This window comes from Leclercia adecarboxylata (assembly GCF_023639785.1).
GTDB lineage: Bacteria > Pseudomonadota > Gammaproteobacteria > Enterobacterales > Enterobacteriaceae > Enterobacter > Enterobacter adecarboxylatus_D.
In genome coordinates this window covers 1,774,792-1,795,520 of the sequence record NZ_CP098325.1, presented here as the reverse complement: position 1 = coordinate 1,795,520, position 20,729 = coordinate 1,774,792, and the positions used below count along the sequence as shown (strand labels likewise).

The following is a 20,729-nucleotide window of genomic DNA, read 5'->3' as shown; positions in this document are numbered from 1 at the left end:
TCCACTTATCAGGCGGCTGCACCCGCCAATGGTTCATGTTTGGTGATCGTGATATCCACCTTTCCACCCGGCACCTGAGGCCCCCACTCCACCAGCATTCGCTTTATCTGACTGTCGTCCTCCCAGATGCCAGCATGAGTGAGAGCGTCGAATAGCGCCTTGTTGTAGTTGTCTATGTCGCGGAGACGGGAATCCGGCGGATAGAGGACGATCTCTACCGCTGCGGCTGCGGCTGACGGTTTAGGCAAGCGGCGAAGCTGTTCAATGATGGCGGCACACGCTGCGCTCTGATATGCCCTGCCCTTCGCACTGATCAGATGCCGACCTTTAAGCGGGCCGCTATTCGGGGCTCGCCAGTACGTGTTAACGCTTGGTGGGAAAGGAAGGATTAGCTTCATGGCTTGACCCCGCGCTCTTCCAGCCAGGCCACAGCGCTTTCTCTGGCACCTTGTTCACCGTTAACAAGCGCCCTGATGATCGAAGCAGCATCCATATCGCATTCAGATTTGAGGACGGTTATTCCTCGGGCCGCGCCAGGCGCAACGGAGATGTAGCCCTTTTTCTGAAGTGATTTCACATGGCCTGCGGCGGTGTTACCAGATGAGCATCCAATCAGCCCGGTAAGCTCTGATATCGTTGGCGGGAACCCTGTACGCTCTTTGTAGAGGTTGATGGCATCCAGCACTTCACTCTGACGTGGTGTTAATCCGATCATGACTCCACTCCATAGCGCCCGTTCAGGCGACCAATTTCACTGTTAAACTTCACCAGGGTTACGCCCATCGGCTTCACCAGTTCGTGATACTTTTTCAGGATCGGCGGAACAGCAGTGTTCCAGCTTGGTTTGGGCTTCTGTTTCAGCACTTCCCTTATCTCCCGGAAGCAGCGGCGCGCAACATCGCGTACTGCATTCTCCTGCTCAGCTGAAAGTTTCATGCTGCTCGTTCCTCCGGTTTGCTGATCGACGCCACCCAGCCAGGCAGAAGCTCAACATCAGATGATTCGGCCTGATTTCCCCAGTGGTGCCAGCCAGGTGCGCCGCAACGACTGAAAAGCTCAATGCGTGGAACGTCACCGTAGAGCTTCTCCAGACGGAAGCGGGCCTCTTCCGGTTTCGCGCTATGCTCACCCAATGGGCTGTAGATAACCTGCTTCACGCTGGCGCTCAGTCTTTCCAGCCCCTTACCACGGGTGGCGATGAGAAGATCCTCGGTGTTGGCTCGGGTGTAGTTGCCGCCGTTCATCTTCGTCTGACCGTTAAGCAGATCGAGGAAGTCGTAAAAGTCCTCAACATTGCCGGATGCAAGTGCTTTGTTGATGTGTTGTTCTGCCAGAGGATTGAACTTCACCCAGGTGAATCCCTTCATGGTTCGGACTTTAAAGCCCCAAGCCTCAGCCAGTTCGATAGCCTCGCGGGTATGGGTGCCGGTGAACCACATGGCCAGAACAGCATCATCAGCAGCCAACTCCCAGACAGGAAGTCGTTTCATGTCGATCAGCTTCATGGTCCCGTAGTGATTAGTGGCAGCGCCGTTGCTGATGGTGTTCCCGTATTCCCAGGCTGGATCGGCATAAATCAGTGAATATTTCATCAGTGGCCACCATTGAACTGACCAGCCAGGAACCACTGGCCCTCTGGCTTTAAGGTTGATTTGGCCTGACGCAGACAGCGCTGGCGCTCTTTCAGGCAACGCTCACGCTCGTTGATTACATCCGAACGCTGGAATGCCTCAAACCAGAGGGAGGCGGCGCGACGGTACAGACCCTTTTCCTGTAGAGCTTTGGCGTTCTTGATCAAATCGCCTGCCCCAGTGTCTACGCGCTGAATGGGCTGACCACATCCAGCTGATGCATTCACTGCGTAGTAGCGGTACTGAGAACCAATCAATTCGCGGGTGGTGAAGTTGAAATCATGCAGCCGGCATACAGTGCGCTGAACAGAGTCGATGCTGTAATCTGCGAAAGCGTCTGCAATCTCACGGCTGGTTAAGCCGGGGTTATCGGCAATAAACATTTCTAGTGTTTTCATAAGGCTCATGACTTGTACCCCCGAAATCCATGTGGAATCGCGCTGTAATCAGTGTCTTGGTAACTTGACTTGAACATCGGATCTTCACGAGCCCATGAGCCATTAATGCGCTGCGGTCGGCCAGCGTTATCCCAGTTGTTCGCCGACTTCAGGTAGCCAGGGAACTTGGATGGCTGAAACAGGGTCTGTGGGCGGAGATAGTCGGACATCTTCAGGTCGTCACTCCACTTGGCGTTGCAGTAGTCCACCACCAGCGACAGTTCTTCCACGGTGAACCCTTCGCCAATACGGGCTCGGATGTTCTGCAGCGAGGTGGTTGAAACCTGATAACGGGAGTTGGTCACCTGGTTCAGGTGAACCAAAACCTGTTTCGCCTGATCGGTAATCAACACATCCCGGTCGGGTTGCGACGCAACCGGACAAGAAGGGGTTTTATTCTCTGTAGTAATCTCTGTTGTATTCTCTGTAAGAACATCAGTGCAATTTGACCTGATGACAGCGGTTCGTTTTGACCCGATGGAGCGTTTCACAATGACCTGTTCCATCGGTTCATTTTGACCTGATGGACGAGTGCAATTTGAACTCCTGGATTTAGTCACTTTGACCTCGTCTAAAAGCTCGCTTTCGTAGTTGATCGTGTAGTAGTTCGTCATGTCGCGCTGGGACTTGTTCAGCTGCTCAATTTTGAGCACGCCGAGAGTCTTCAGGCGGGTGAAGGTGCGCTTCAGGGTGGATTCAGACCAGAACGGGAACTGCTCCAGCCACTGCTCGTTGGTGTTGTAGATCCAGCGCACGCCGTCACGCTCCAGGCCGGAGTTTGTCTCTTTCAGCCAGTAGTTTACCTGCTGCAACGCAATCGCCTCATTGAGGCCAATGCTGTACGCAAGGTCAGGGTTTATCACTATTGGCCGGGATGGCATTAACAGGCTCATGGCAGTCCTTTAAATCTGTAAATTTGCGCTGGAATTGCTCAAGTGGGCTGAAGCACTCATGGTCGTAGCCTTCGCGCAGGTATATAACGCGTCGACTCTCCGGCTCCCACCGGATAACCCGAACCGGGACGCCGTAGTGGTCCCTGAATCTACGATCAAGCTCTGGCATAAGACCTCCGCTTTACGACGCCATACCCCCACGATTGCCATCGCCCGACTGTGGTTACACGGAACCCATCGGCCTGATACCATGCGCTCATACCGAAACGACGAGGCGCCATGGACTGGAACGCCACGTAGTTGCGGCAGACGGTGATTTACCGTTAAACTGCTCATGCGTTAGTTTCTCCACTGATACGACACGCCAAGACGCCCGGAGCTGCACACTCGCGGGCGTCACTTTTTTCAGGCGCACAGAAAACGCGATACAGCAGCGTTAAATGTTCCTGCCACTTCTGCATGACCTGATAACTGTTCTCTTCGATTTGCGCCCGCTCGGCCTCGTCGATCACACCATCAGCGGTTGCTTTACGGATGTAGGTTGAATGCTTACCAATCCATTCGATGGACTCCATCAGGCGTTGATTGATGTCCGCGTTCTCAACGTCATCAACATCTACCAGCGGGACGTTCACGCTGTTTGACTGCCGAGAAACTGCGTCAGCAATGTATTTAGTTCCGCTGGCTTGCTGAAGTACCATTGCCCACCCCATAGGGAAGATCTGATCTCCGCCACTGCGTAGGCGGTTAAACAACGCGTCTTCAGTTACTCCTAGCCATTCAGCTGCTTCTGAATAACCACCAGGAAGACTGGAAATCGTCCGCTTAATTGCTGCCACCAGCCAGGCCGGTTGTTTCTCTACTTGCCAGTGTTGATTACCCACGGTTAACTCCTTGATTCTGTGGTTTTCGCTACGCCGCTTTCTCGTTACGCTTCTGGTAAAGCGAAGCGTCGAACATAAGCTTTCCTTTAGTGCGTGCTGCCGCCTCTGCTGCGCGACCTTTAGGAATTAGTTGCCCTGGGCGAGTACGCCATTGATAGAAGGCTTCTGGCGAAACCCCAAAAAATTCAGCCGCCTTGTTTGGCGAACCGAAAAACTGCTCAAGTTCAGTCGTAGTCATGATGTCCTCCTAAGAATATTTAGATATTATTATCTAATCTTTTTTAGGTCAATAAAAACTAAGATTACTTAGGTTTTCATTTCTAAGGGTTTGAATCGTGGGAACACTTGGCACGCGGTTAAAGGAATTACGGAAACAAAGAAAGCTAACTCAAGGCCAACTTGGCAAAGCGCTTGGTGTTTCTGATGTGACAATTGGATATTGGGAAAGAGATCTGAATGTGCCGGGCGGGAAATCGCTTACAAAGCTCGCTCAATACCTCGGCGTAACCGAAGGGTTTCTTTTATATGGTCGGGAAGATGAAGCGAACGTGGGAGCTGCACCAGTAGCAGCTCAGCAAGTCCCTATCATCAGTTATGTTCAGGCTGGGGCCTGGTCACCAGAGTGCGATGCCAGGAATCTTGATGGAACGGTGGAATATATTTTGACGTCAGAGTTTCACTCTCATTCGACTTTTGCCTTGAAGGTTAAAGGAAAATCAATGGAACCTGAGTTTGTCGAAGACGATGTAATCATCATTGACCCTGAGCTGCATCCTGGACCTGGTGATTACGTTGTCGCAAAAAACGGCGGTGACGAAGCTACCTTCAAAAAATACCGAGCACGTGGTGTTAGTGAAACCGGCGATGAAATTTTTGAACTCGTGCCTCTCAATGACGACTACGCCATTCGCAATTCTGCAAAAGAAAAGATTCACGTTATTGGAGTAGTTGTTGAACATCGACGCATGATGCGCCGCAAGTAGCCACTTCCCCCACAGAAAATCTAAATTAATTTAGCTTTTCTGCTTGACCTGATTTCTAAGTTATTTTAGATTAAATCAAAGATTGTTATGAACACAACATAGTAACGCATACCTTCGAACCAGTTATGGGTGACAGGTGTAAAACGCTGGAGTGCGCTTCCAGTTGTGTGGAGAACTAACCGGCGATGGCAGTCGCCCGCTTCATTAAGCGCCCTACCTTGGGTGCTTATTAAAGCGAACCCAAATAATTTTTTTCTCGCCGTAAGGCGCGGGATTCGTGCAACCAAAATTCAGCGTCGTGCAGGACGCTTATATAACGGAGAAACTAACAATGACGAACGCACAGACCGTCAACGAGTTACAACCACGCATGACCAGAGAGCAGTTGATCGACGCGGCCCGTAAAGCGGCACCTCTCCTTCCCCCGGCTTATCGCGGGATCATGACTGAACTGGCTAACCGTCTGGACTATACCAGCGTCGCTCTTTGCGAAGCCATGTCACAGCGTAAAGAGCTGGCCACGCAGAACGCTACTCTTCGTGAAGACGTAACCAGCTGGGCCAAAGAGTGTGACCGCATCGAAGAACGCCACACCAAAACGCCCACCAATATGCACTTACTGGAAGCGCAGCGTGAGTTACGTGAATTGCCTTCGGTGGTCGTTTGCCTCAATAACGAGGTGGCGCTCTAATGGCTAACTCATTCAAGCAGATGTCCCGCGACGGGACTATCAAGCGCACTGATACCGGCATGTTCATCAGCCTCGACGATATCCACGTTCGCGCAGGATTCAACAAGCGTCATGACGACGATGAACGCACCATCCAGGCTGATGACGAACTGTTCACCTACCTGATGAACGGTGGTTCGGTTCCTCCACTGGAAGTTATCGCACGTGATGAAGGTGGGGTCTGGGTCGTTGAAGGTCACCGCCGCCGCCGCTGTTATGAGCGCTGCCGTGCAGCCGGCAAGCCAGTAGACCGCATTCACATCATGCCGTTTAACGGTAACGATGTTCAGCGCCTGGCGCGGATCATGACCAGCAATAACCAATTGTCACTTTCCGATATTGAGCAGGCTGCGGTTATTCAGGAGCTGCACAACGCCTTCAACCAGACCACTAGCGAGATTGCGAAGCTGGTCAATAAGTCAGTCGGTACTGTTGAAAAGTTACTGACGCTCAGCACCGCGAATTATGACGTTCAGCAGGAAGTTAAATCCGGCGCGGTATCCGTCGATGTTGCTGTTGATCGAGTAAGAGAGTTCGGCGAAAAGGCTGGCGAGGTTCTGCAGCACGATAAAGCAGTTGCAGCAGCCCAGGGTAAAACGAAAGTTACCCGTAGCGCTATCGCTCCAGAACTCAGCATCAAGAATGCGCGTCGTTTCGTGGAACTGATGGCCCAGGCTGAGATCAGTGACGAAGGGGTATTTACCATCCAGGGTACTGCGCTGGCTGAAGCGCTGTCCATTATCGACGAACACAAAGCGATTGCTGAAGCGCGTGAAACATACCGACTGTCTCAGCCAATCCCTTCCGCTGAGGTGCGCGGGAAAATCCTTCACGTTTCACTCGGTGGTGAAGAGATCGGGTCGGCCCCTATCTATCGCGGCAAGAACGTGAACCTCAACGGTGTGGTTACCAGCCAGTCAAAAGCAGTGGCCCACTTCGTTAAGCAGCATAAACTTCAGCAGGAAGCGAATAATGACTAGCAGTAAACCAATGACCGGTGAACAGTTGGATGAATTGATGGCAGTTGCAGTTCGTATGCAGCGCGATGCTGAAGTTGATCGCAACTTCCCTTCTGCAAACTTCGCTTATGCAGTTCAGGTAGCTGTCATGGAACTTCGTCGTACTCGTGACATTGCCGAAGCGTTGGTTGCAGAGAATACGGCGCTGAAAAACAACGTATATGGCGATAGTGATGTGGAACATGCCCGAAATGTAATTATTTCCTGCTCTGTTCACGGCACATCATCCTATCTGATAGAGGGTTCTCAGCCAAATAATTAAATCTGTATGTTAACTGTTGTAACTGGGCCCGCAATGGTTGTGGGACCTGTATTTTTAAAGAGTGACCGGTTGCAGCCGGTAAAGTGGAGAATAAGCCATGAAGCAAATGCTCACGCTTGAGGAATGGGCAGCAGAGAAATACCGGAGCAGTCCGCCAGCTTTGAATACTCTGCGCCGATACGCTAAGCAAAATCTTTTTTCCCCACCAGCCATGAAACAGGGTCGCAAGTGGCGAGTAAGGGAAGATGCAGAACTTGTAGGCGAATTGGCTAAGCCGAATATTCAAAAGAGTGACTCTCCAATACTTCAGAGGATTCTAGCTGATGGCAGCTCGACCACGTAAAAACAATGTTTCTGTTCCGAACCTTTACCCTCTCTATAGCAGGAAGGTGAATAAGGTTTACTGGCGCTATAAACATCCAATCACCGGCAAGTTCCATGCGCTGGGCACTGACGAAATGGAGGCCATTGCGATTGCTACTGAGGCAAACGCGCGCCTGGCAGAACAGAGAACCCGGCAGATTTTGGCGATCAGTGACAGGATCGCCACAAGCAAAGGCAAAGCGATCACGGTTTCAACATGGCTCGACCGTTACTGGAAGATTCAGGAAGAGCGTCTGGCGACGGGCGATATCAAGCTGAACACGTTCAAACAGAAAAGAAAGCCGGTTTCGTTGTTGCGAGAGCGTGTCGGAATGAAGTTGCTACCATCAGTTGATGTCCGCGATATCGCCCAATTGCTCGATGAGTACGTTACAGCCGGCCAGCCGCGAATGGCACAAGTAGTTCGGACAGTTTTGGTTGATATTTTTAAAGAAGCGCAGCATGCGGGTGAGGTTCCTCCGGGTTACGATCCTGCCTCAGCGACCAAAAAACCCCGCCGAAAAATCACCCGCCAGCGCCTTAGCCTAGAGGAATGGCAGAGGATTTTCGATATTGCAGACAGCACCCATCAATATATGGGGAATGCAATGCTGCTGGCATTGGTAACGGGCCAGCGCCTCGGTGATATTTCCAATATGAAGTTCAGCGATGTCTGGGATGATCACCTACACATAATTCAGGAGAAAACCGGAAGCAAAATCGCGATACCGCTTTCACTTCGTATGAACGCAATAAACTGGAGTTTGCGAGATGTTATAGCGCGCTGTCGGGATTATGCAGTCAGCCCTTACTTGGTTCATTTTTTCAGGGCAAATTCGCAATCTGAACGAGGAGCGCAGGTTAAATCGAATACTATAACGATGAATTTCAGCAAAGCGCGGGATAAGACTGGAATAGTATGGGGGGATGGCACACCTGCAACGTTTCACGAACAGAGATCACTGGCAGAACGTCTTTATGAGGCTCAAGGAATCGATACGCAAAAACTGCTGGGCCACAAATCTCCGAACCAAACTGCACGCTATCATGATGACCGGGGTAAAGACTGGACGACAATTGCTATATGATTATTTTTCTAAACTCTATATCTCATAGCAAGAGTAGTCATTGTCATAATGATTATAAGAAAGCATATCCCACTATGCTTTCTTTCATTTGATTTAAAAGTTAACCAATTACCTTCTAATTTTTGTTATTTCCTTTAAGACTTCAGATACATTTTTCCCTTCCGCACTTTTTAGTTTTTGCTGCTCTAATGACACGGTAGACTGACCTTTTTCCAAGATGAAATTCCTCTCAGTGGCCATTAAACTTTTAATTACCTCACTCATTAACTCTTCGTTTCTGACATCTTTTAAAAACTTAATTCCTAACACTTTAGAATCAACGTTGGTCAACTCATTTTGGAAATATTTAACCTCATCAAAACCATTTTTATAGAGCTTAAGGAAAAAATATGCAAATAACTCTATTACAATTACAAATGATAACCTTGGAGCCATATGAAGTATGTAATCTAGTTTATCATTCATTGCCACCTGATTAGTTACTGTATAGCCCAAATACAAAATACCTACTAAAGCAATAATTGCACCAATTACTAAGTTAACGCCACCACGACGATTAAGGCGTGCTATCTCATTTTCAAGCCGGTATACAATATCAGAGTAATGCTGATTTATATCAACTTGATGTCTTAATGAGTTTATTTCATCTTTTAGGCTAGCATCAGCTAATAACAGCGTATTCCCTATAATCCGCTTTTTTGCGCTTTCAATTAATTCAGTTTTTTCAATAGGTTCCAAATCAATCTTCTGAATTTCATTCGAACCAAACTGTGCCAATTCATCAACTTTCGATTTCAATGAATTCACTTCATTTCTTAGGTCAAACAATTGGTCTAATTTATCGATATCAGATCTGACGCTGCCAATATCCTTATTAACATAAGTAATTAAAATTGTACCTATGACTCCTAATGCGCTAACAGCAACTGCATATTTAACGTTCCCTAAAATTGAAAACAAAAAACCTTCACTATTAAACACTATTTTATCAGAAAGTGTATAGATTATTAATCCAATAATAATACAAGTTAATAACCATATTATGTTTTTAAGGCGCTTGCGTTCTGTAGAACCAGGGGTTTTTATTTTTTTTAAACGTGGGATATCATTAGTATTCATAGCATGAGCTTTCCTTAATGAAAATTCCATTTCAGAACTTATGTCTTCTCATTGTGCGTGCTACAGCACTGATGTTCAATTATTTTGATAACTAATTTTGATAAATTTTTGATAACCGTTCGAAAGCTAATAATAAAAACGGGAACCAACAGGCTCCCGTTCGCATACAACCCAGAATCTGGATTACATGTTTTCGATGATCGCGTCACCAAACTCTGAACATTTCAGCAGCTTAGCGCCTTCCATCAGACGTTCGAAGTCATAGGTCACGGTCTTGTTGTTGATCGCGCCTTCCATACCTTTAACGATCAGGTCTGCGGCTTCGAACCATTCCATGTGACGCAGCATCATTTCTGCGGACAGGATGATAGAACCTGGGTTCACTTTATCCTGGCCAGCGTACTTAGGCGCCGTACCGTGGGTCGCTTCGAACAGCGCGCACTCGTCACCGATGTTCGCGCCAGGGGCGATACCAATACCACCAACCTGCGCTGCCAGGGCGTCGGAGATGTAGTCACCGTTCAGGTTCATACAGGCGATAACGTCATATTCAGCCGGACGCAGCAGGATCTGCTGCAGGAACGCATCAGCGATCACATCTTTAATGATGATCTCTTTGCCGGTGTTCGGGTTCTTGATCTTCTGCCATGGGCCGCCGTCGATCAGTTCACCACCGAACTCTTCTGCCGCCAACTGGTAACCCCAGTCTTTGAACGAGCCTTCGGTGAACTTCATGATGTTGCCTTTGTGAACGATAGTCACAGAGTCACGGTCGTTGGTGATGGCGTACTCAATCGCTGCACGAACCAGACGCTTGGTGCCTTCTTCGGAGCACGGCTTGATGCCGATACCGCAATGTTCAGGGAAGCGAATTTTCTTCACGCCCATCTCTTCGCGCAGGAATTTGATCACTTTCTCTGCTTCTGCGGAGTCTGCTTTCCACTCGATACCGGCATAGATATCTTCGGAGTTCTCACGGAAGATAACCATATCGGTCAGTTCAGGGTGTTTAACCGGGCTCGGCGTACCCTGGTAGTAGCGTACCGGGCGCAGACAAACGTACAGATCGAGTTCCTGACGCAGAGCAACGTTCAGGGAGCGAATACCGCCACCGACTGGGGTAGTCAGCGGGCCTTTAATGGCAACGCGGTAGTCACGAATCAGGTCCAGCGTCTCCGCTGGCAGCCAGACGTCCTGGCCGTAAACGTGGGTAGATTTTTCACCGGTGTAAATTTCCATCCAGGAAATTTTACGCTCGCCTTTATAGGCTTTCTCAACGGCGGCATCCACCACTTTAAGCATCGCTGGGGTTACGTCAACACCGATACCGTCGCCTTCAATGAACGGGATAATCGGATTGTGTGGGACGTTCAGCTTACCGTCTTGCAGGGTGATCTTTTTACCTTCCGCCGGAACTACTACTTTGCTTTCCATTAACCTCTCCTTCGAGCGCTTCTGGTTGTTACTGATCTTATGTTAATAATTTGTAATGAGCCTATCGATAGTACCTGAATGTCTGGCGCCATGAAAGGTATTCGTTATTAGGCTATAATGCGGCAATTGATAACGTCTGAAAATACCATGCAGAAAACTTCTTTTAGAAATCACCGGGTTGAACGATTCAGCACACGACAAGCGTCCAGACCGCGCAAGCAACGCGCGCCGACACGCGTCATTCTGTTCAATAAACCCTACGATGTCCTGCCGCAGTTTACCGACGAAGCCGGGCGCAGCACGTTGAAAGATTACATCCCTGTAGAAGGGGTCTATGCCGCAGGCCGACTCGATCGCGACAGCGAAGGGCTGATGGTGCTCACCAATGACGGTGAACTGCAGGCCAGGCTAACCCAGCCCGGTAAGCGCACCGGCAAAATATACTATGTGCAGGTTGAAGGCGTGCCGGACGAGGCGGCGCTGACGGCGTTGCGTAATGGCGTGACGCTGAACGACGGTCCTACCCTGCCCGCAGGCATTGAGCTGGTCAATGAACCAGAGTGGCTCTGGCCGCGCAACCCGCCCATCCGCGAGCGTAAATCTATTCCCGTTTCGTGGATCAAAGTTACCCTTTATGAAGGCCGCAACCGCCAGGTGCGTCGCATGACGGCCCATGTCGGCCATCCGACACTGCGCCTGATCCGCTACGCCATGGGCAGTTATACGCTGGATAGCCTCGTCAACGGTGAGTGGCGGGACGTTACTTAACAAGGAGAGCCTTATGTTTAAGCCGCATGTCACCGTGGCCACCATCGTTCACGCCGGGGGCAAATTCCTGGTGGTGGAAGAGACCATCAACGGCAAAGCGCTGTGGAACCAGCCTGCTGGTCACCTTGAAGCCGATGAGACCCTGGTTCAGGCGGCAGAGCGCGAGCTGTGGGAAGAGACCGGCATTCAGGCTAAGCCCCAGCATTTCATCCGGGTGCATCAGTGGATTGCCCCGGACAAAACGCCGTTTATCCGTTTTCTGTTTGCCATCGAGCTTAGCGAAACGTGCGCCACCGAGCCCCATGACAGCGACATCGACCGTTGCCTGTGGGTAGATGCCGACACCATTCTGGCCGCGACAAATCTGCGCTCGCCGCTGGTGGCGGAGAGTATCCGCAGCTACCTTTCCGGCCAGCGTCTGCCGCTGGAGACCATCGGCGAATTTAACTGGCCGTTTACAGAGGGTGTCAATGCCGGGGGCGCGTGATAGAATACGCCGCCTTGAAGTTCAATGTCGTGAGTATTCCAATGTCTGAAAGCCAAAAAAAAGTGATCGTCGGCATGTCCGGCGGCGTCGATTCTTCCGTCTCTGCCTGGCTGTTGCTGCAACAGGGCTATAAGGTTGAAGGCCTGTTCATGAAGAACTGGGAAGAGGACGATGGCGAGGAATACTGCACGGCTGCCGCGGATCTGGCTGATGCCCAGGCGGTCTGCGACAAACTTGGCATTGAACTGCACACCGTCAATTTTGCCGCAGAGTACTGGGATAACGTCTTCGAGCATTTCCTCGAAGAATACAAAGCCGGCCGCACGCCGAACCCGGATATTCTGTGCAACAAAGAGATCAAATTTAAAGCCTTCCTCGAATTCGCCGCTGAAGATCTGGATGCTGACTACATCGCCACCGGCCATTACGTGCGCCGCGCGGATGTCGACGGCAAAAGCCAGCTGCTGCGCGGGCTCGATGGCAATAAAGACCAGAGCTACTTCCTCTATACCCTCGGCCACGAACAGATTGCCCAAAGCCTGTTCCCGGTGGGCGAGCTGGAAAAACCGGAAGTGCGTAAAATCGCCGAAGAGCTGGATCTGATCACCGCGAAGAAAAAAGACTCAACCGGCATCTGCTTTATTGGTGAGCGCAAATTCCGTGAATTCCTTGGCCGCTACCTCCCTGCCCAGCCGGGTAAAATTATCACTGTGGATGGCGATGCCATCGGCGAGCACCAGGGTCTGATGTATCACACTCTCGGCCAGCGTAAGGGCCTGGGTATCGGCGGCATCAAAGAGGGTAGCGAAGATCCGTGGTACGTCGTCGATAAAGATGTTGAAAACAATATTCTGATTGTGGCGCAGGGGCATGACCATCCACGCCTGATGTCCGTCGGCCTGATCGCACAACAGCTGCACTGGGTCGATCGCGAGCCGCTGAAAGGCACGCTGCGTTGCACGGTGAAAACCCGCTACCGTCAGACTGATATTCCCTGCACCGTTACCGCGCTGGACGACGAACGCATCGAAGTGCGTTTTGACGAGCCGGTTGCCGCCGTGACCCCGGGTCAGTCAGCCGTCTTTTACAGCGGCGAGATCTGCCTTGGCGGCGGCATCATCGAACAACGCCTGCCGCTGACCGCGGTGTAATGCGATAACACACAGAAAGGAGCAAGTGTGGCGAAGAACTTTTATGACATCACCCTGGCGCTGGCGGGAATTTGCCAGTCTGCCCGTCTGGTGCAACAGCTGGCACATCAGGGTCACTGTGATGCTGACGCGCTGCACGTTTCGCTCAACAGCGTCGTCGATCTGAACCCCAGTTCAACCCTCGGCGTTTTCGGTGGTAGCGAAGCGAATCTTCGCCTTGGCCTGGAAACCTTGCTCGGCGTGTTAAATGCCAGCAGCCGTCAGGGGCTGAACGCCGAACTGACGCGTTATACCCTCAGCATGATGGTGCTGGAGCGCAAGCTGAATGCCGCCAAAGGGGCGATGGACACCCTCGGCGATCGCATTACCGGCCTGCAGCGCCAGCTCGACCATTTTGAGCTGCAATCCGATACCTTACTCAGCGCCATGGCGGGCATTTATGTGGATGTTATCAGTCCACTGGGGCCGCGTATCCAGGTCACAGGCTCCCCTGCCATTCTGCAAAGCCCACAGGTGCAGGCCAAAGTGCGCGCCTCCCTGCTGGCCGGTATTCGTGCCGCGGTGCTGTGGCAGCAGGTCGGCGGTGGCCGTTTGCAGTTAATGTTTTATCGTAATCGCCTGACGACTCAGGCAAAACAAATTCTTGCTCATTGTTAACCTCCCGGAGTTGCGAACTATGGAATTATCCTCACTGACCGCCGTTTCCCCTGTCGATGGACGCTACGGCGATAAAGTCAGCGCGCTGCGCGGGATCTTCAGCGAATATGGTCTGCTGAAATTCCGTGTACAGGTTGAAGTACGCTGGCTGCAAAAGCTGGCCGCGCAGGCAGCAATCAAGGAAGTTCCTGCTTTTGACAGCCAGGCAAACGATTACCTCGATAAAATCGTCGCAGAATTCAATGAAGAAGATGCCGCGCGCATCAAAACCATTGAGCGCACCACTAACCACGACGTTAAAGCCGTTGAGTATTTCCTGAAAGAGAAAGTGGCCAGCATCCCGGCGCTGCACGCGGTGTCTGAATTCATTCACTTCGCCTGCACCTCAGAAGATATCAATAACCTTTCCCATGCGCTGATGCTCTCAACCGCACGTGAAGAAGTGGTCCTGCCGTACTGGCGCAAAATCATCGACGCGGTGAAAGCCCTGGCGGTGGAGTATCGCGATATCCCGCTGCTCTCCCGTACCCACGGTCAGCCAGCGACCCCGTCCACCATTGGTAAAGAGATGGCTAACGTCGCTTACCGTATGGAGCGTCAGTACCGCCAGCTGGAGCAGGTGGAGATCCTCGGTAAAATCAACGGCGCCGTAGGTAACTACAACGCGCACATCGCCGCCTACCCGGAAGTGGACTGGCACCAGTTCAGCGAGGAGTTTGTGACCTCTCTGGGTATTCAGTGGAACCCGTACACCACCCAGATCGAGCCGCACGACTATATTGCCGAGCTGTTCGACTGCATCGCGCGTTTCAACACCATTCTGATCGACTTCGACCGCGATGTGTGGGGCTATATCGCCCTGAACCACTTCAAGCAGAAGACCATCGCCGGCGAAATCGGTTCGTCCACCATGCCGCACAAGGTCAACCCAATCGACTTCGAAAACTCCGAAGGCAACCTGGGTCTGGCGAACGCGCTGCTGCAACACATGGCCAGCAAACTGCCGGTTTCCCGCTGGCAGCGTGACCTGACCGACTCCACCGTGCTGCGTAACCTGGGCGTGGGCATCGGCTACGCGCTGATCGCCTATCAATCCACCCTGAAAGGCGTGAGCAAGCTGGAAGTCAACCGCGAGCGTCTGCTTGACGAGCTGGATCACAACTGGGAAGTGCTGGCGGAGCCAATCCAGACCGTGATGCGCCGCTATGGTATCGAAAAGCCGTACGAAAAACTGAAAGAGCTGACCCGCGGCAAACGCGTTGACGCCGAAGGCATGAAGCAGTTTATCGACGGTCTGGCCCTGCCAGAAGAAGAGAAAACCCGTCTGAAGGCGATGACCCCTGCAAACTACATCGGTCGCGCCATTACGATGGTTGATGAGCTGAAATAACGCTTTTGACCCTCTTTCCGCCCGGAAAGAGGGTTCCTCCCCTCCGGTTTACGAAATGTTTATCCCCGCCACAACATAATCAGCGTTAAACTACTCTGACCATTAATATTAGGGAGAAGCGATGATGCGCGTTCTGGTTGTTGAGGATAATGCGTTGCTACGCCATCACCTGAAAGTTCAGCTTCAGGAAATGGGGCATCAGGTGGATGATGCCGAAGATGCCAAAGAAGCCGATTACTATCTCAATGAACACCTTCCCGATATCGCCATCGTTGACCTGGGTCTGCCTGATGAAGATGGCCTGTCGCTGATCCGCCGCTGGCGCAGCCACGATGTCTCTTTGCCAGTGCTGGTCTTAACCGCCCGCGAAGGCTGGCAGGATAAGGTAGAAGTGCTCAGCGCCGGTGCTGATGACTACGTGACGAAACCTTTCCATATCGAAGAGGTGGCCGCCCGCATGCAGGCGTTGATGCGCCGCAACAGCGGTCTGGCCTCGCAGGTGATCACCATTCCGCCGTTTCAGGTCGATCTCTCCCGTCGCGAACTTTCGATCAATGACGAAGTGATCAGGCTGACGGCCTTTGAGTACACCATTATGGAGACGCTGATCCGCAACAGCGGCAAGGTGGTGAGCAAAGATTCCCTGATGCTCCAGCTCTACCCTGACGCGGAGCTGCGCGAAAGCCACACCATCGACGTTCTGATGGGACGTCTGCGCAAGAAAATTCAGGCCCAGTACCCGGAGGATGTCATCACCACCGTGCGCGGACAGGGCTACCTTTTCGAATTACGCTAAATGAAAAAATTCCTGCGTCACATTCTGCCTCTGTCGCTGCGGTTTCGTTTCCTGCTGGCGACGGCGGTCGTGGTGCTGGTGCTTTCACTGGCCTATGGGATGGTGGCGCTGGTGGGCTACAGCGTCAGCTTCGACAAAACCACCTTCCGCCTGCTGCGCGGGGAGAGCAATCTGTTCTATACCCTCGCGAAATGGGAAGACGGTAAAATCAGCATTGATATGCCGGAGCATCTGGATCGCCAGAGCCCGACCATGTCCCTGATTTACGATGAAAAAGGCAAACTGCTGTGGGCCCAGCGCGACGTCCCCTGGCTGATAAAAAGCATTCGTCCCGAGTGGCTACGGACCAACGGTTTTCACGAACTGGAGGCCAATGTCGATGCCACCAGCGTGCTGGTGGGTGACAACCACAATATGCAGCAGGAGCTGGCCGAGATCCGCGAGGATGATGACGACAGCGAGCTGACCCACTCGGTGGCGGTAAACATCTACCCCGCCACGATAGAGATGCCCCAGTTGACGATTGTGGTCATCGACACTATTCCGGTGGAGCTAAAACGCTCTTATATGGTGTGGAACTGGTTCGTGTACGTGCTGGCCGCGAACCTGCTGCTGGTGATCCCCCTGCTCTGGCTGGCCGCCTGGTGGAGCCTGCGCCCTATCGAGTCGCTGGCGAAAGAGGTGCGTGAACTGGAAGAACATCACCGGGAAAAACTCGACCCGAACACCACCCGGGAGCTTACCAGCCTGGTGAGCAACCTGAACCGCCTGCTGAAAAGCGAGCGCGAACGTTACGATAAGTACCGCACCACCCTCACGGATCTGACCCATAGCCTGAAAACCCCGCTGGCGGTGATGCAGAGCACTATGCGATCCCTGCGTAGCGCTAAGCTCAGCGCCGATGAAGCAGAGCCGGTGATGCTGGAGCAGATCAGCCGTATTTCCCAGCAGATCGGTTACTACCTGCACCGGGCCAGCATGCGAACCGGCAGCACGCTGCTGAGCCGGGAGCTGCATCCCGTTGCCCCGCTGCTCGACAGCCTGACCTCTGCCCTGAATAAGGTATATCAGCGCAAAGGGGTGAACATCACCCTCGATATCTCGCCCGAAATCAGCTTCGTGGGCGAGAAAAACGATTTTATGGAAGTGATGGGCAACCTGCTCGATAACGCCTGTAAATACTGCCTGGAGTTTGTCGAAGTGTCGGCCCGCCAGGGGGAAGATCGGCTGTACATTATTGTTGAGGATGATGGTCCCGGGATCCCGCAGGGTAAACGCGACCAGGTCTTCGACCGCGGCCAGCGCGCCGATACGTTGCGCCCCGGTCAGGGGGTTGGTCTCTCGGTCGCCCGCGACATTGTGGAGCAGTATGACGGCCGGATCGAGACCAGCGACAGCCTGCTGGGCGGCGCCCGAATGGAGGCGATATTTGGCCGCCAGCACCTGACAAGCGACGATAGTTGAGCCCTCAGGTGAAAAAAGCGTGATTCTCACACGCAGGCGGCCGTGCTTCCGTTATAATCCGAGCTAGTAAAAGCCTGCGGAATATAAATATGGATTATCAATTAGCCCTTAACTGGCCCGACTTTATCGAACGTTACTGGCAAAAGCGTCCGGTTGTTCTGAAACGCGGCATCGCCAATTTCGTCGATCCCATCTCTCCGGATGAACTGGCCGGTCTGGCCATGGAGAGTGAAGTTGACAGCCGTCTCGTCAGCCATCAGGACGGGAAATGGCAGGTCAGCCACGGTCCGTTTGAAAGCTACGACCATCTGGGCGAGAGCAACTGGTCATTACTCGTGCAGGCGGTTAACCACTGGCATCAGCCCGCCGCAGCCCTGATGCTGCCGTTCCGTGCCCTGCCCGACTGGCGGATGGACGATCTGATGATCTCCTTCTCCGTGCCCGGCGGCGGCGTTGGTCCGCATCTGGATCAGTACGACGTTTTCATTATCCAGGGTACCGGCCGCCGCCGCTGGCGCGTGGGTGAGAAGGTGCCAATGAAACAGCACTGCCCGCACCCTGACCTGCTGCAGGTCGATCCTTTTGTCGGCATCATCGACGAAGAGCTGGAGCCGGGCGACATTCTCTACATTCCGCCGGGCTTCCCGCACGAGGGTTACTCCCTTGAGAACTCGATGAACTATTCGGTGGGCTTCCGCGCGCCAAGCGGCCGCGAGATGATCAGCGGGTTTGCCGATTACGTTCTGCAGCGCGAGCTGGGCAGCCATCGTTTCAGCGATCCGGCGGTTCCTGCCCGGGAACATCCGGCCGATATTCTGCCCCAGGAGCTGGATCAGCTGCGCGGGATGATGCTGGATATGATTAACAAGCCTGAGCATTTCAACCAGTGGTTCGGGGAGTTTATTAGCCAGTCCCGCCACGAACTAGACGTCTCTCTGCCAGAGCCGCCTTATCAGCCGGATGAGATATACGATGCGTTGCAGCAGGGCGATAAGCTGGCGCGTCTGGGCGGATTACGCGTGTTGCGCATTGGCGACGCTGTTTTCGTCAATGGTGAACAGCTGGATTCCCCGCACCGCCCGGCGTTGGACGCCCTTGCCAGCCATATGGTGCTGAACGCCGGGCATTTCGGTGATGCCCTGGAAGATCCCTCCTTCCTCGCCATGCTCGCAGCGCTGGTCAACAGCGGGTACTGGTTCTTCGAGGACTGATTCCCAACGCCCGGTGGCGCTTCGCTTACCGGGCCTACAAAAGCTACAACGTTCGAGTAGGCCGGGTAAGGCGCAGCCGCCACCCGGCTTTTTTAACGGCGCTCTCCGGCGTCAAAATCCTCCACCTCTCCCCCCCAGTCTTCCGGGTAAATCCCTTCACGCACATCGCGATGAAAGGTGGAATATGGCCAGTCCTTAACGCGCGTCACATAGCCATGCTTTAACGGATTGATATAGATGTAATCGGTGTGTCTGCGCAGGTCGTTTTCATTCCGGATAGTATGTTCCCAGAACCGTGGTTGCCAGATGCCTGACATCCCCAGCTTTCGGGTGAAGTTTTTCTTTATGTCCCGCCAGCGGCCTGAGTAGTCGCTGTCGTTTTCTGGTAACGTCCAGATGCAGTGCATGTGTTCGGGCAAAACCACCCAGGCATTGATCAGAAAAGGCTTTGCACGTTTAACGCATTGCGTGACCAAACGGAGCGTATCGATATGGCGCGTCAGCAGATCGCTGTGACGGTTTTGCAGATTAACGGTGAAAAACCAGGCCCCGCCCGGCACGTAGTGACGTCGGTAGTTTGACATGTGAGGTTCCTTCCTCATTTGTGGAAACGCCGGGCGGCACGTTGTTTGCCCGGCCTACAATGATCGAGCAGCCGCCACCCGGCCTCAAACGACTACTGCTGCTTCGCCGTTAGCTCGGCAATCCGCACTATTACCTGCACGGCTTTTTCCATTCCTTCAAGCGTCACAAACTCATGCTTGCCGTGATAGTTATAGCCGCCGGTAAACAGGTTCGGGCACGGCAGGCCCATAAACGAAAGCTGGGCGCCATCGGTGCCGCCCCGGATCGGTTTGAGAATGGGTTCGACGTCGCAGTCGCGCATCGCCTGCTGCGCCACCTCGAGGATATAGGGATGCTCGATCACCTTTTCATGCATATTGTAATAGCTGTCTTCAATGACCAGCTCAATGTAGCAGTCCGGGTGTAGCCCTTTACCCACCTTTTTGGCAATGTCCATCATCTTCCGTTTACGCGCTTCAAAGCCTTCGCGGGTAAAGTCACGGATGATGTAGTGCATGTCCGCGCGATCCACCGTTCCTTTGATGCTGGTGAGATGGTAAAAGCCTTCATAGCCTTCGGTTTTCTCGGGGCTCTCCTCCGCCGGGACGTCGGCATGAATGCGGGCTGCCAGCGACAACGCGTTGACCATCACCCCTTTCGCGGTACCCGGGTGAACGTTATTGCCGACGATACGGATATTCACCGACGCGGCATTGAAATTTTCAAACTCCAGTTCGCCCACGCCGCCGCCGTCGACGGTATAGGCCCAGCGGGCATCAAATGCCTCGACGTCGAAATGCTTCGCCCCTTTGCCCACCTCTTCATCAGGGGTAAAGGCGACGCGAATATCGCCGTGGGGAACGTTATTATTTTTCAGCACCGCCAGCGCGGTCATGATCTCCGCCACGCCCGCTTTATCATCGGCACCCAGCAGCGTTTTGCCGTCGGTGGTGATCAGGGTCTGGCCGAGCAGCTGGTGTAAAACCGGGAACATCACCGGCGAAAGCACTTCATCGCCGATGCCGAGAGCGATGTCACCGCCCCGATAATTCTCAACAATCTGCGGATTGACGTTTTTACCGCTAAAATCCGGTGAGGTATCGACATGGGAAATAAAACCGATGGCAGGAATATCTCCGCTGACATTCGCAGGTAGCGTGCCCATTACCGTCCCCTTTTCGCTCAAGGTCACGTTGATGAGCCCCATCTCCTCCAGCTGGTTTTTTAACAGCTGTAACAGTTTCCACTGGCCTTCGGTGCTTGGCACCTGGCGGACACCCGGCTTAGATTGGGTATCCATCGCTACGTACTGTAAAAAACGCTCAAGTAATTTATCCATGCAGTCACCCTCACTTTTTGTGACAACATTATCAATAAGCATCAAAACCCAAATATTGC

General features: G+C 52.7%; 27 protein-coding genes. 14 read left to right on the top strand and 13 right to left on the bottom strand.

Annotation, left to right across the window (positions count from 1 at the left end; all coding sequences use genetic code 11):
• Positions 1–8: 8 nt before the first annotated feature.
• The 9 genes from NB069_RS08440 to NB069_RS08400 form a co-directional block, all read right to left on the bottom strand.
• A complete protein-coding gene (locus NB069_RS08440) occupies positions 9–398 on the bottom strand; it encodes a RusA family crossover junction endodeoxyribonuclease (protein WP_250588939.1) in 390 nt (129 codons plus the stop codon).
• Entirely contained in the window at positions 395–715 is a 321-nt protein-coding gene (locus NB069_RS08435) for a LexA family transcriptional regulator (protein ID WP_250588938.1), read from the bottom strand. Before NB069_RS08435 ends, NB069_RS08440 begins: the two co-directional genes overlap by 4 nt.
• Entirely contained in the window at positions 712–936 is a 225-nt protein-coding gene (locus NB069_RS08430) for a hypothetical protein (protein WP_250588937.1), read from the bottom strand. The genes NB069_RS08435 and NB069_RS08430 overlap by 4 nt, the downstream gene beginning before the upstream one ends.
• Positions 933–1,592 carry an MT-A70 family methyltransferase gene (locus NB069_RS08425; RefSeq protein ID WP_250588936.1) on the bottom strand — a complete coding sequence of 220 codons (660 nt, stop codon included), beginning with the start codon at positions 1,590–1,592 and terminating at the stop codon, positions 933–935. The genes NB069_RS08430 and NB069_RS08425 overlap by 4 nt, the downstream gene beginning before the upstream one ends.
• Positions 1,592–2,029: a PerC family transcriptional regulator gene (locus NB069_RS08420; RefSeq protein ID WP_250588935.1), complete on the bottom strand. Its 438-nt coding sequence runs from the start codon at positions 2,027–2,029 to the stop codon at positions 1,592–1,594. The genes NB069_RS08425 and NB069_RS08420 overlap by 1 nt, the downstream gene beginning before the upstream one ends.
• 5 nt (positions 2,030–2,034) lie before the next feature.
• Entirely contained in the window at positions 2,035–2,961 is a 927-nt protein-coding gene (locus tag NB069_RS08415) for a conserved phage C-terminal domain-containing protein (RefSeq protein WP_250588934.1), read from the bottom strand.
• Complete coding sequence (locus NB069_RS08410; RefSeq protein WP_250588933.1) at positions 2,918–3,130, bottom strand: DUF4222 domain-containing protein; 213 nt, start codon at positions 3,128–3,130, stop codon at positions 2,918–2,920. Before NB069_RS08410 ends, NB069_RS08415 begins: the two co-directional genes overlap by 44 nt.
• Before the next feature lie 163 nt (positions 3,131–3,293).
• Positions 3,294–3,845: a YmfL family putative regulatory protein gene (locus NB069_RS08405; protein WP_250588932.1), complete on the bottom strand. Its 552-nt coding sequence runs from the start codon at positions 3,843–3,845 to the stop codon at positions 3,294–3,296.
• A gap of 28 nt (positions 3,846–3,873) precedes the next feature.
• Complete coding sequence (locus NB069_RS08400) at positions 3,874–4,083, bottom strand: Cro/CI family transcriptional regulator (RefSeq protein ID WP_250588931.1); 210 nt, start codon at positions 4,081–4,083, stop codon at positions 3,874–3,876.
• 97 nt (positions 4,084–4,180) lie between these two features.
• Between NB069_RS08400 and NB069_RS08395 the strand changes: the two genes are divergently transcribed.
• From NB069_RS08395 to NB069_RS08370, 6 genes are all read left to right on the top strand, one after another.
• A complete protein-coding gene (locus tag NB069_RS08395; protein ID WP_250588930.1) occupies positions 4,181–4,828 on the top strand; it encodes a LexA family protein in 648 nt (215 codons plus the stop codon).
• A 331-nt stretch (positions 4,829–5,159) separates the two neighbouring features.
• Positions 5,160–5,519 carry a hypothetical protein gene (locus NB069_RS08390; RefSeq protein WP_250588929.1) on the top strand — a complete coding sequence of 120 codons (360 nt, stop codon included), beginning with the start codon at positions 5,160–5,162 and terminating at the stop codon, positions 5,517–5,519.
• On the top strand, positions 5,519–6,538 hold the full coding sequence (locus NB069_RS08385; RefSeq protein WP_250588928.1) for a chromosome partitioning protein ParB: 1,020 nt from the start codon (positions 5,519–5,521) through the stop codon (positions 6,536–6,538). The genes NB069_RS08390 and NB069_RS08385 overlap by 1 nt, the downstream gene beginning before the upstream one ends.
• The gene (locus NB069_RS08380; protein ID WP_250588927.1) at positions 6,531–6,839 is read left to right on the top strand and encodes a hypothetical protein; all 309 of its coding nucleotides are present in this window, start codon (positions 6,531–6,533) and stop codon (positions 6,837–6,839) included. Before NB069_RS08385 ends, NB069_RS08380 begins: the two co-directional genes overlap by 8 nt.
• Positions 6,840–6,936: 97 nt before the next feature.
• A complete protein-coding gene (locus NB069_RS08375) occupies positions 6,937–7,182 on the top strand; it encodes an excisionase (protein ID WP_250588926.1) in 246 nt (81 codons plus the stop codon).
• Entirely contained in the window at positions 7,163–8,290 is a 1,128-nt protein-coding gene (locus NB069_RS08370; protein ID WP_250588925.1) for a site-specific integrase, read from the top strand. Before NB069_RS08375 ends, NB069_RS08370 begins: the two co-directional genes overlap by 20 nt.
• A 108-nt stretch (positions 8,291–8,398) precedes the next feature.
• Here the strand turns inward: NB069_RS08370 and NB069_RS08365 are convergent, their stop codons facing one another.
• Positions 8,399–9,409 carry a hypothetical protein gene (locus NB069_RS08365; RefSeq protein WP_250588924.1) on the bottom strand — a complete coding sequence of 337 codons (1,011 nt, stop codon included), beginning with the start codon at positions 9,407–9,409 and terminating at the stop codon, positions 8,399–8,401.
• A 183-nt stretch (positions 9,410–9,592) separates the two neighbouring features.
• Positions 9,593–10,843: an NADP-dependent isocitrate dehydrogenase gene (gene icd, locus NB069_RS08360; protein WP_250588923.1), complete on the bottom strand. Its 1,251-nt coding sequence runs from the start codon at positions 10,841–10,843 to the stop codon at positions 9,593–9,595.
• Positions 10,844–10,960: 117 nt separating this feature from the next.
• On the opposite strand from icd, the gene rluE reads away from it, so the two are divergent.
• The 8 genes from rluE (at position 10,961) to NB069_RS08320 (ending at position 18,767) form a co-directional block, all read left to right on the top strand.
• The gene (gene rluE / locus NB069_RS08355) at positions 10,961–11,611 is read left to right on the top strand and encodes a 23S rRNA pseudouridine(2457) synthase RluE (protein WP_250588922.1); all 651 of its coding nucleotides are present in this window, start codon (positions 10,961–10,963) and stop codon (positions 11,609–11,611) included.
• Positions 11,612–11,624: 13 nt separating this feature from the next.
• Positions 11,625–12,098 carry an NUDIX hydrolase gene (locus NB069_RS08350; RefSeq protein ID WP_250588921.1) on the top strand — a complete coding sequence of 158 codons (474 nt, stop codon included), beginning with the start codon at positions 11,625–11,627 and terminating at the stop codon, positions 12,096–12,098.
• Between the two features lie 41 nt (positions 12,099–12,139).
• Complete coding sequence (gene mnmA / locus NB069_RS08345; RefSeq protein ID WP_250588920.1) at positions 12,140–13,249, top strand: tRNA 2-thiouridine(34) synthase MnmA; 1,110 nt, start codon at positions 12,140–12,142, stop codon at positions 13,247–13,249.
• Positions 13,250–13,276: 27 nt separating this feature from the next.
• Positions 13,277–13,906 (top strand): high frequency lysogenization protein HflD, encoded by a 630-nt coding sequence (gene hflD, locus NB069_RS08340; protein ID WP_250588919.1) that lies wholly within the window; start codon positions 13,277–13,279, stop codon positions 13,904–13,906.
• 19 nt (positions 13,907–13,925) lie between these two features.
• Complete coding sequence (gene purB / locus NB069_RS08335) at positions 13,926–15,296, top strand: adenylosuccinate lyase (RefSeq protein WP_250588918.1); 1,371 nt, start codon at positions 13,926–13,928, stop codon at positions 15,294–15,296.
• Between the two features lie 124 nt (positions 15,297–15,420).
• Entirely contained in the window at positions 15,421–16,092 is a 672-nt protein-coding gene (phoP, locus tag NB069_RS08330) for a two-component system response regulator PhoP (RefSeq protein ID WP_250589476.1), read from the top strand.
• Positions 16,093–17,556 (top strand): two-component system sensor histidine kinase PhoQ, encoded by a 1,464-nt coding sequence (phoQ, locus tag NB069_RS08325; protein WP_250588917.1) that lies wholly within the window; start codon positions 16,093–16,095, stop codon positions 17,554–17,556.
• 89 nt (positions 17,557–17,645) lie between these two features.
• The gene (locus tag NB069_RS08320; RefSeq protein ID WP_250588916.1) at positions 17,646–18,767 is read left to right on the top strand and encodes a cupin domain-containing protein; all 1,122 of its coding nucleotides are present in this window, start codon (positions 17,646–17,648) and stop codon (positions 18,765–18,767) included.
• A 92-nt stretch (positions 18,768–18,859) separates the two neighbouring features.
• Here the strand turns inward: NB069_RS08320 and NB069_RS08315 are convergent, their stop codons facing one another.
• Complete coding sequence (locus NB069_RS08315) at positions 18,860–19,351, bottom strand: REP-associated tyrosine transposase (RefSeq protein WP_250588915.1); 492 nt, start codon at positions 19,349–19,351, stop codon at positions 18,860–18,862.
• A gap of 92 nt (positions 19,352–19,443) precedes the next feature.
• A complete protein-coding gene (pepT, locus tag NB069_RS08310) occupies positions 19,444–20,670 on the bottom strand; it encodes a peptidase T (protein ID WP_250588914.1) in 1,227 nt (408 codons plus the stop codon).
• Positions 20,671–20,729: the final 59 nt, after the last annotated feature.

Coding starts and splice junctions, on each gene's coding strand:
- NB069_RS08440 (WP_250588939.1), bottom strand. CDS start 398: ATGAAGCTAATCCTTCCTTTCCCACCAAGCGTTAACACGTACTGGCGA.
- NB069_RS08435 (WP_250588938.1), bottom strand. CDS start 715: ATGATCGGATTAACACCACGTCAGAGTGAAGTGCTGGATGCCATCAAC.
- NB069_RS08430 (WP_250588937.1), bottom strand. CDS start 936: ATGAAACTTTCAGCTGAGCAGGAGAATGCAGTACGCGATGTTGCGCGC.
- NB069_RS08425 (WP_250588936.1), bottom strand. CDS start 1,592: ATGAAATATTCACTGATTTATGCCGATCCAGCCTGGGAATACGGGAAC.
- NB069_RS08420 (WP_250588935.1), bottom strand. CDS start 2,029: ATGAAAACACTAGAAATGTTTATTGCCGATAACCCCGGCTTAACCAGC.
- NB069_RS08415 (WP_250588934.1), bottom strand. CDS start 2,961: ATGAGCCTGTTAATGCCATCCCGGCCAATAGTGATAAACCCTGACCTT.
- NB069_RS08410 (WP_250588933.1), bottom strand. CDS start 3,130: ATGCCAGAGCTTGATCGTAGATTCAGGGACCACTACGGCGTCCCGGTT.
- NB069_RS08400 (WP_250588931.1), bottom strand. CDS start 4,083: ATGACTACGACTGAACTTGAGCAGTTTTTCGGTTCGCCAAACAAGGCG.
- NB069_RS08390 (WP_250588929.1), top strand. CDS start 5,160: ATGACGAACGCACAGACCGTCAACGAGTTACAACCACGCATGACCAGA.
- NB069_RS08385 (WP_250588928.1), top strand. CDS start 5,519: ATGGCTAACTCATTCAAGCAGATGTCCCGCGACGGGACTATCAAGCGC.
- NB069_RS08380 (WP_250588927.1), top strand. CDS start 6,531: ATGACTAGCAGTAAACCAATGACCGGTGAACAGTTGGATGAATTGATG.
- NB069_RS08375 (WP_250588926.1), top strand. CDS start 6,937: ATGAAGCAAATGCTCACGCTTGAGGAATGGGCAGCAGAGAAATACCGG.
- NB069_RS08370 (WP_250588925.1), top strand. CDS start 7,163: ATGGCAGCTCGACCACGTAAAAACAATGTTTCTGTTCCGAACCTTTAC.
- NB069_RS08365 (WP_250588924.1), bottom strand. CDS start 9,409: ATGAATACTAATGATATCCCACGTTTAAAAAAAATAAAAACCCCTGGT.
- icd (WP_250588923.1), bottom strand. CDS start 10,843: ATGGAAAGCAAAGTAGTAGTTCCGGCGGAAGGTAAAAAGATCACCCTG.
- rluE (WP_250588922.1), top strand. CDS start 10,961: ATGCGGCAATTGATAACGTCTGAAAATACCATGCAGAAAACTTCTTTT.
- NB069_RS08350 (WP_250588921.1), top strand. CDS start 11,625: ATGTTTAAGCCGCATGTCACCGTGGCCACCATCGTTCACGCCGGGGGC.
- mnmA (WP_250588920.1), top strand. CDS start 12,140: ATGTCTGAAAGCCAAAAAAAAGTGATCGTCGGCATGTCCGGCGGCGTC.
- purB (WP_250588918.1), top strand. CDS start 13,926: ATGGAATTATCCTCACTGACCGCCGTTTCCCCTGTCGATGGACGCTAC.
- phoP (WP_250589476.1), top strand. CDS start 15,421: ATGCGCGTTCTGGTTGTTGAGGATAATGCGTTGCTACGCCATCACCTG.
- phoQ (WP_250588917.1), top strand. CDS start 16,093: ATGAAAAAATTCCTGCGTCACATTCTGCCTCTGTCGCTGCGGTTTCGT.
- NB069_RS08320 (WP_250588916.1), top strand. CDS start 17,646: ATGGATTATCAATTAGCCCTTAACTGGCCCGACTTTATCGAACGTTAC.
- NB069_RS08315 (WP_250588915.1), bottom strand. CDS start 19,351: ATGTCAAACTACCGACGTCACTACGTGCCGGGCGGGGCCTGGTTTTTC.
- pepT (WP_250588914.1), bottom strand. CDS start 20,670: ATGGATAAATTACTTGAGCGTTTTTTACAGTACGTAGCGATGGATACC.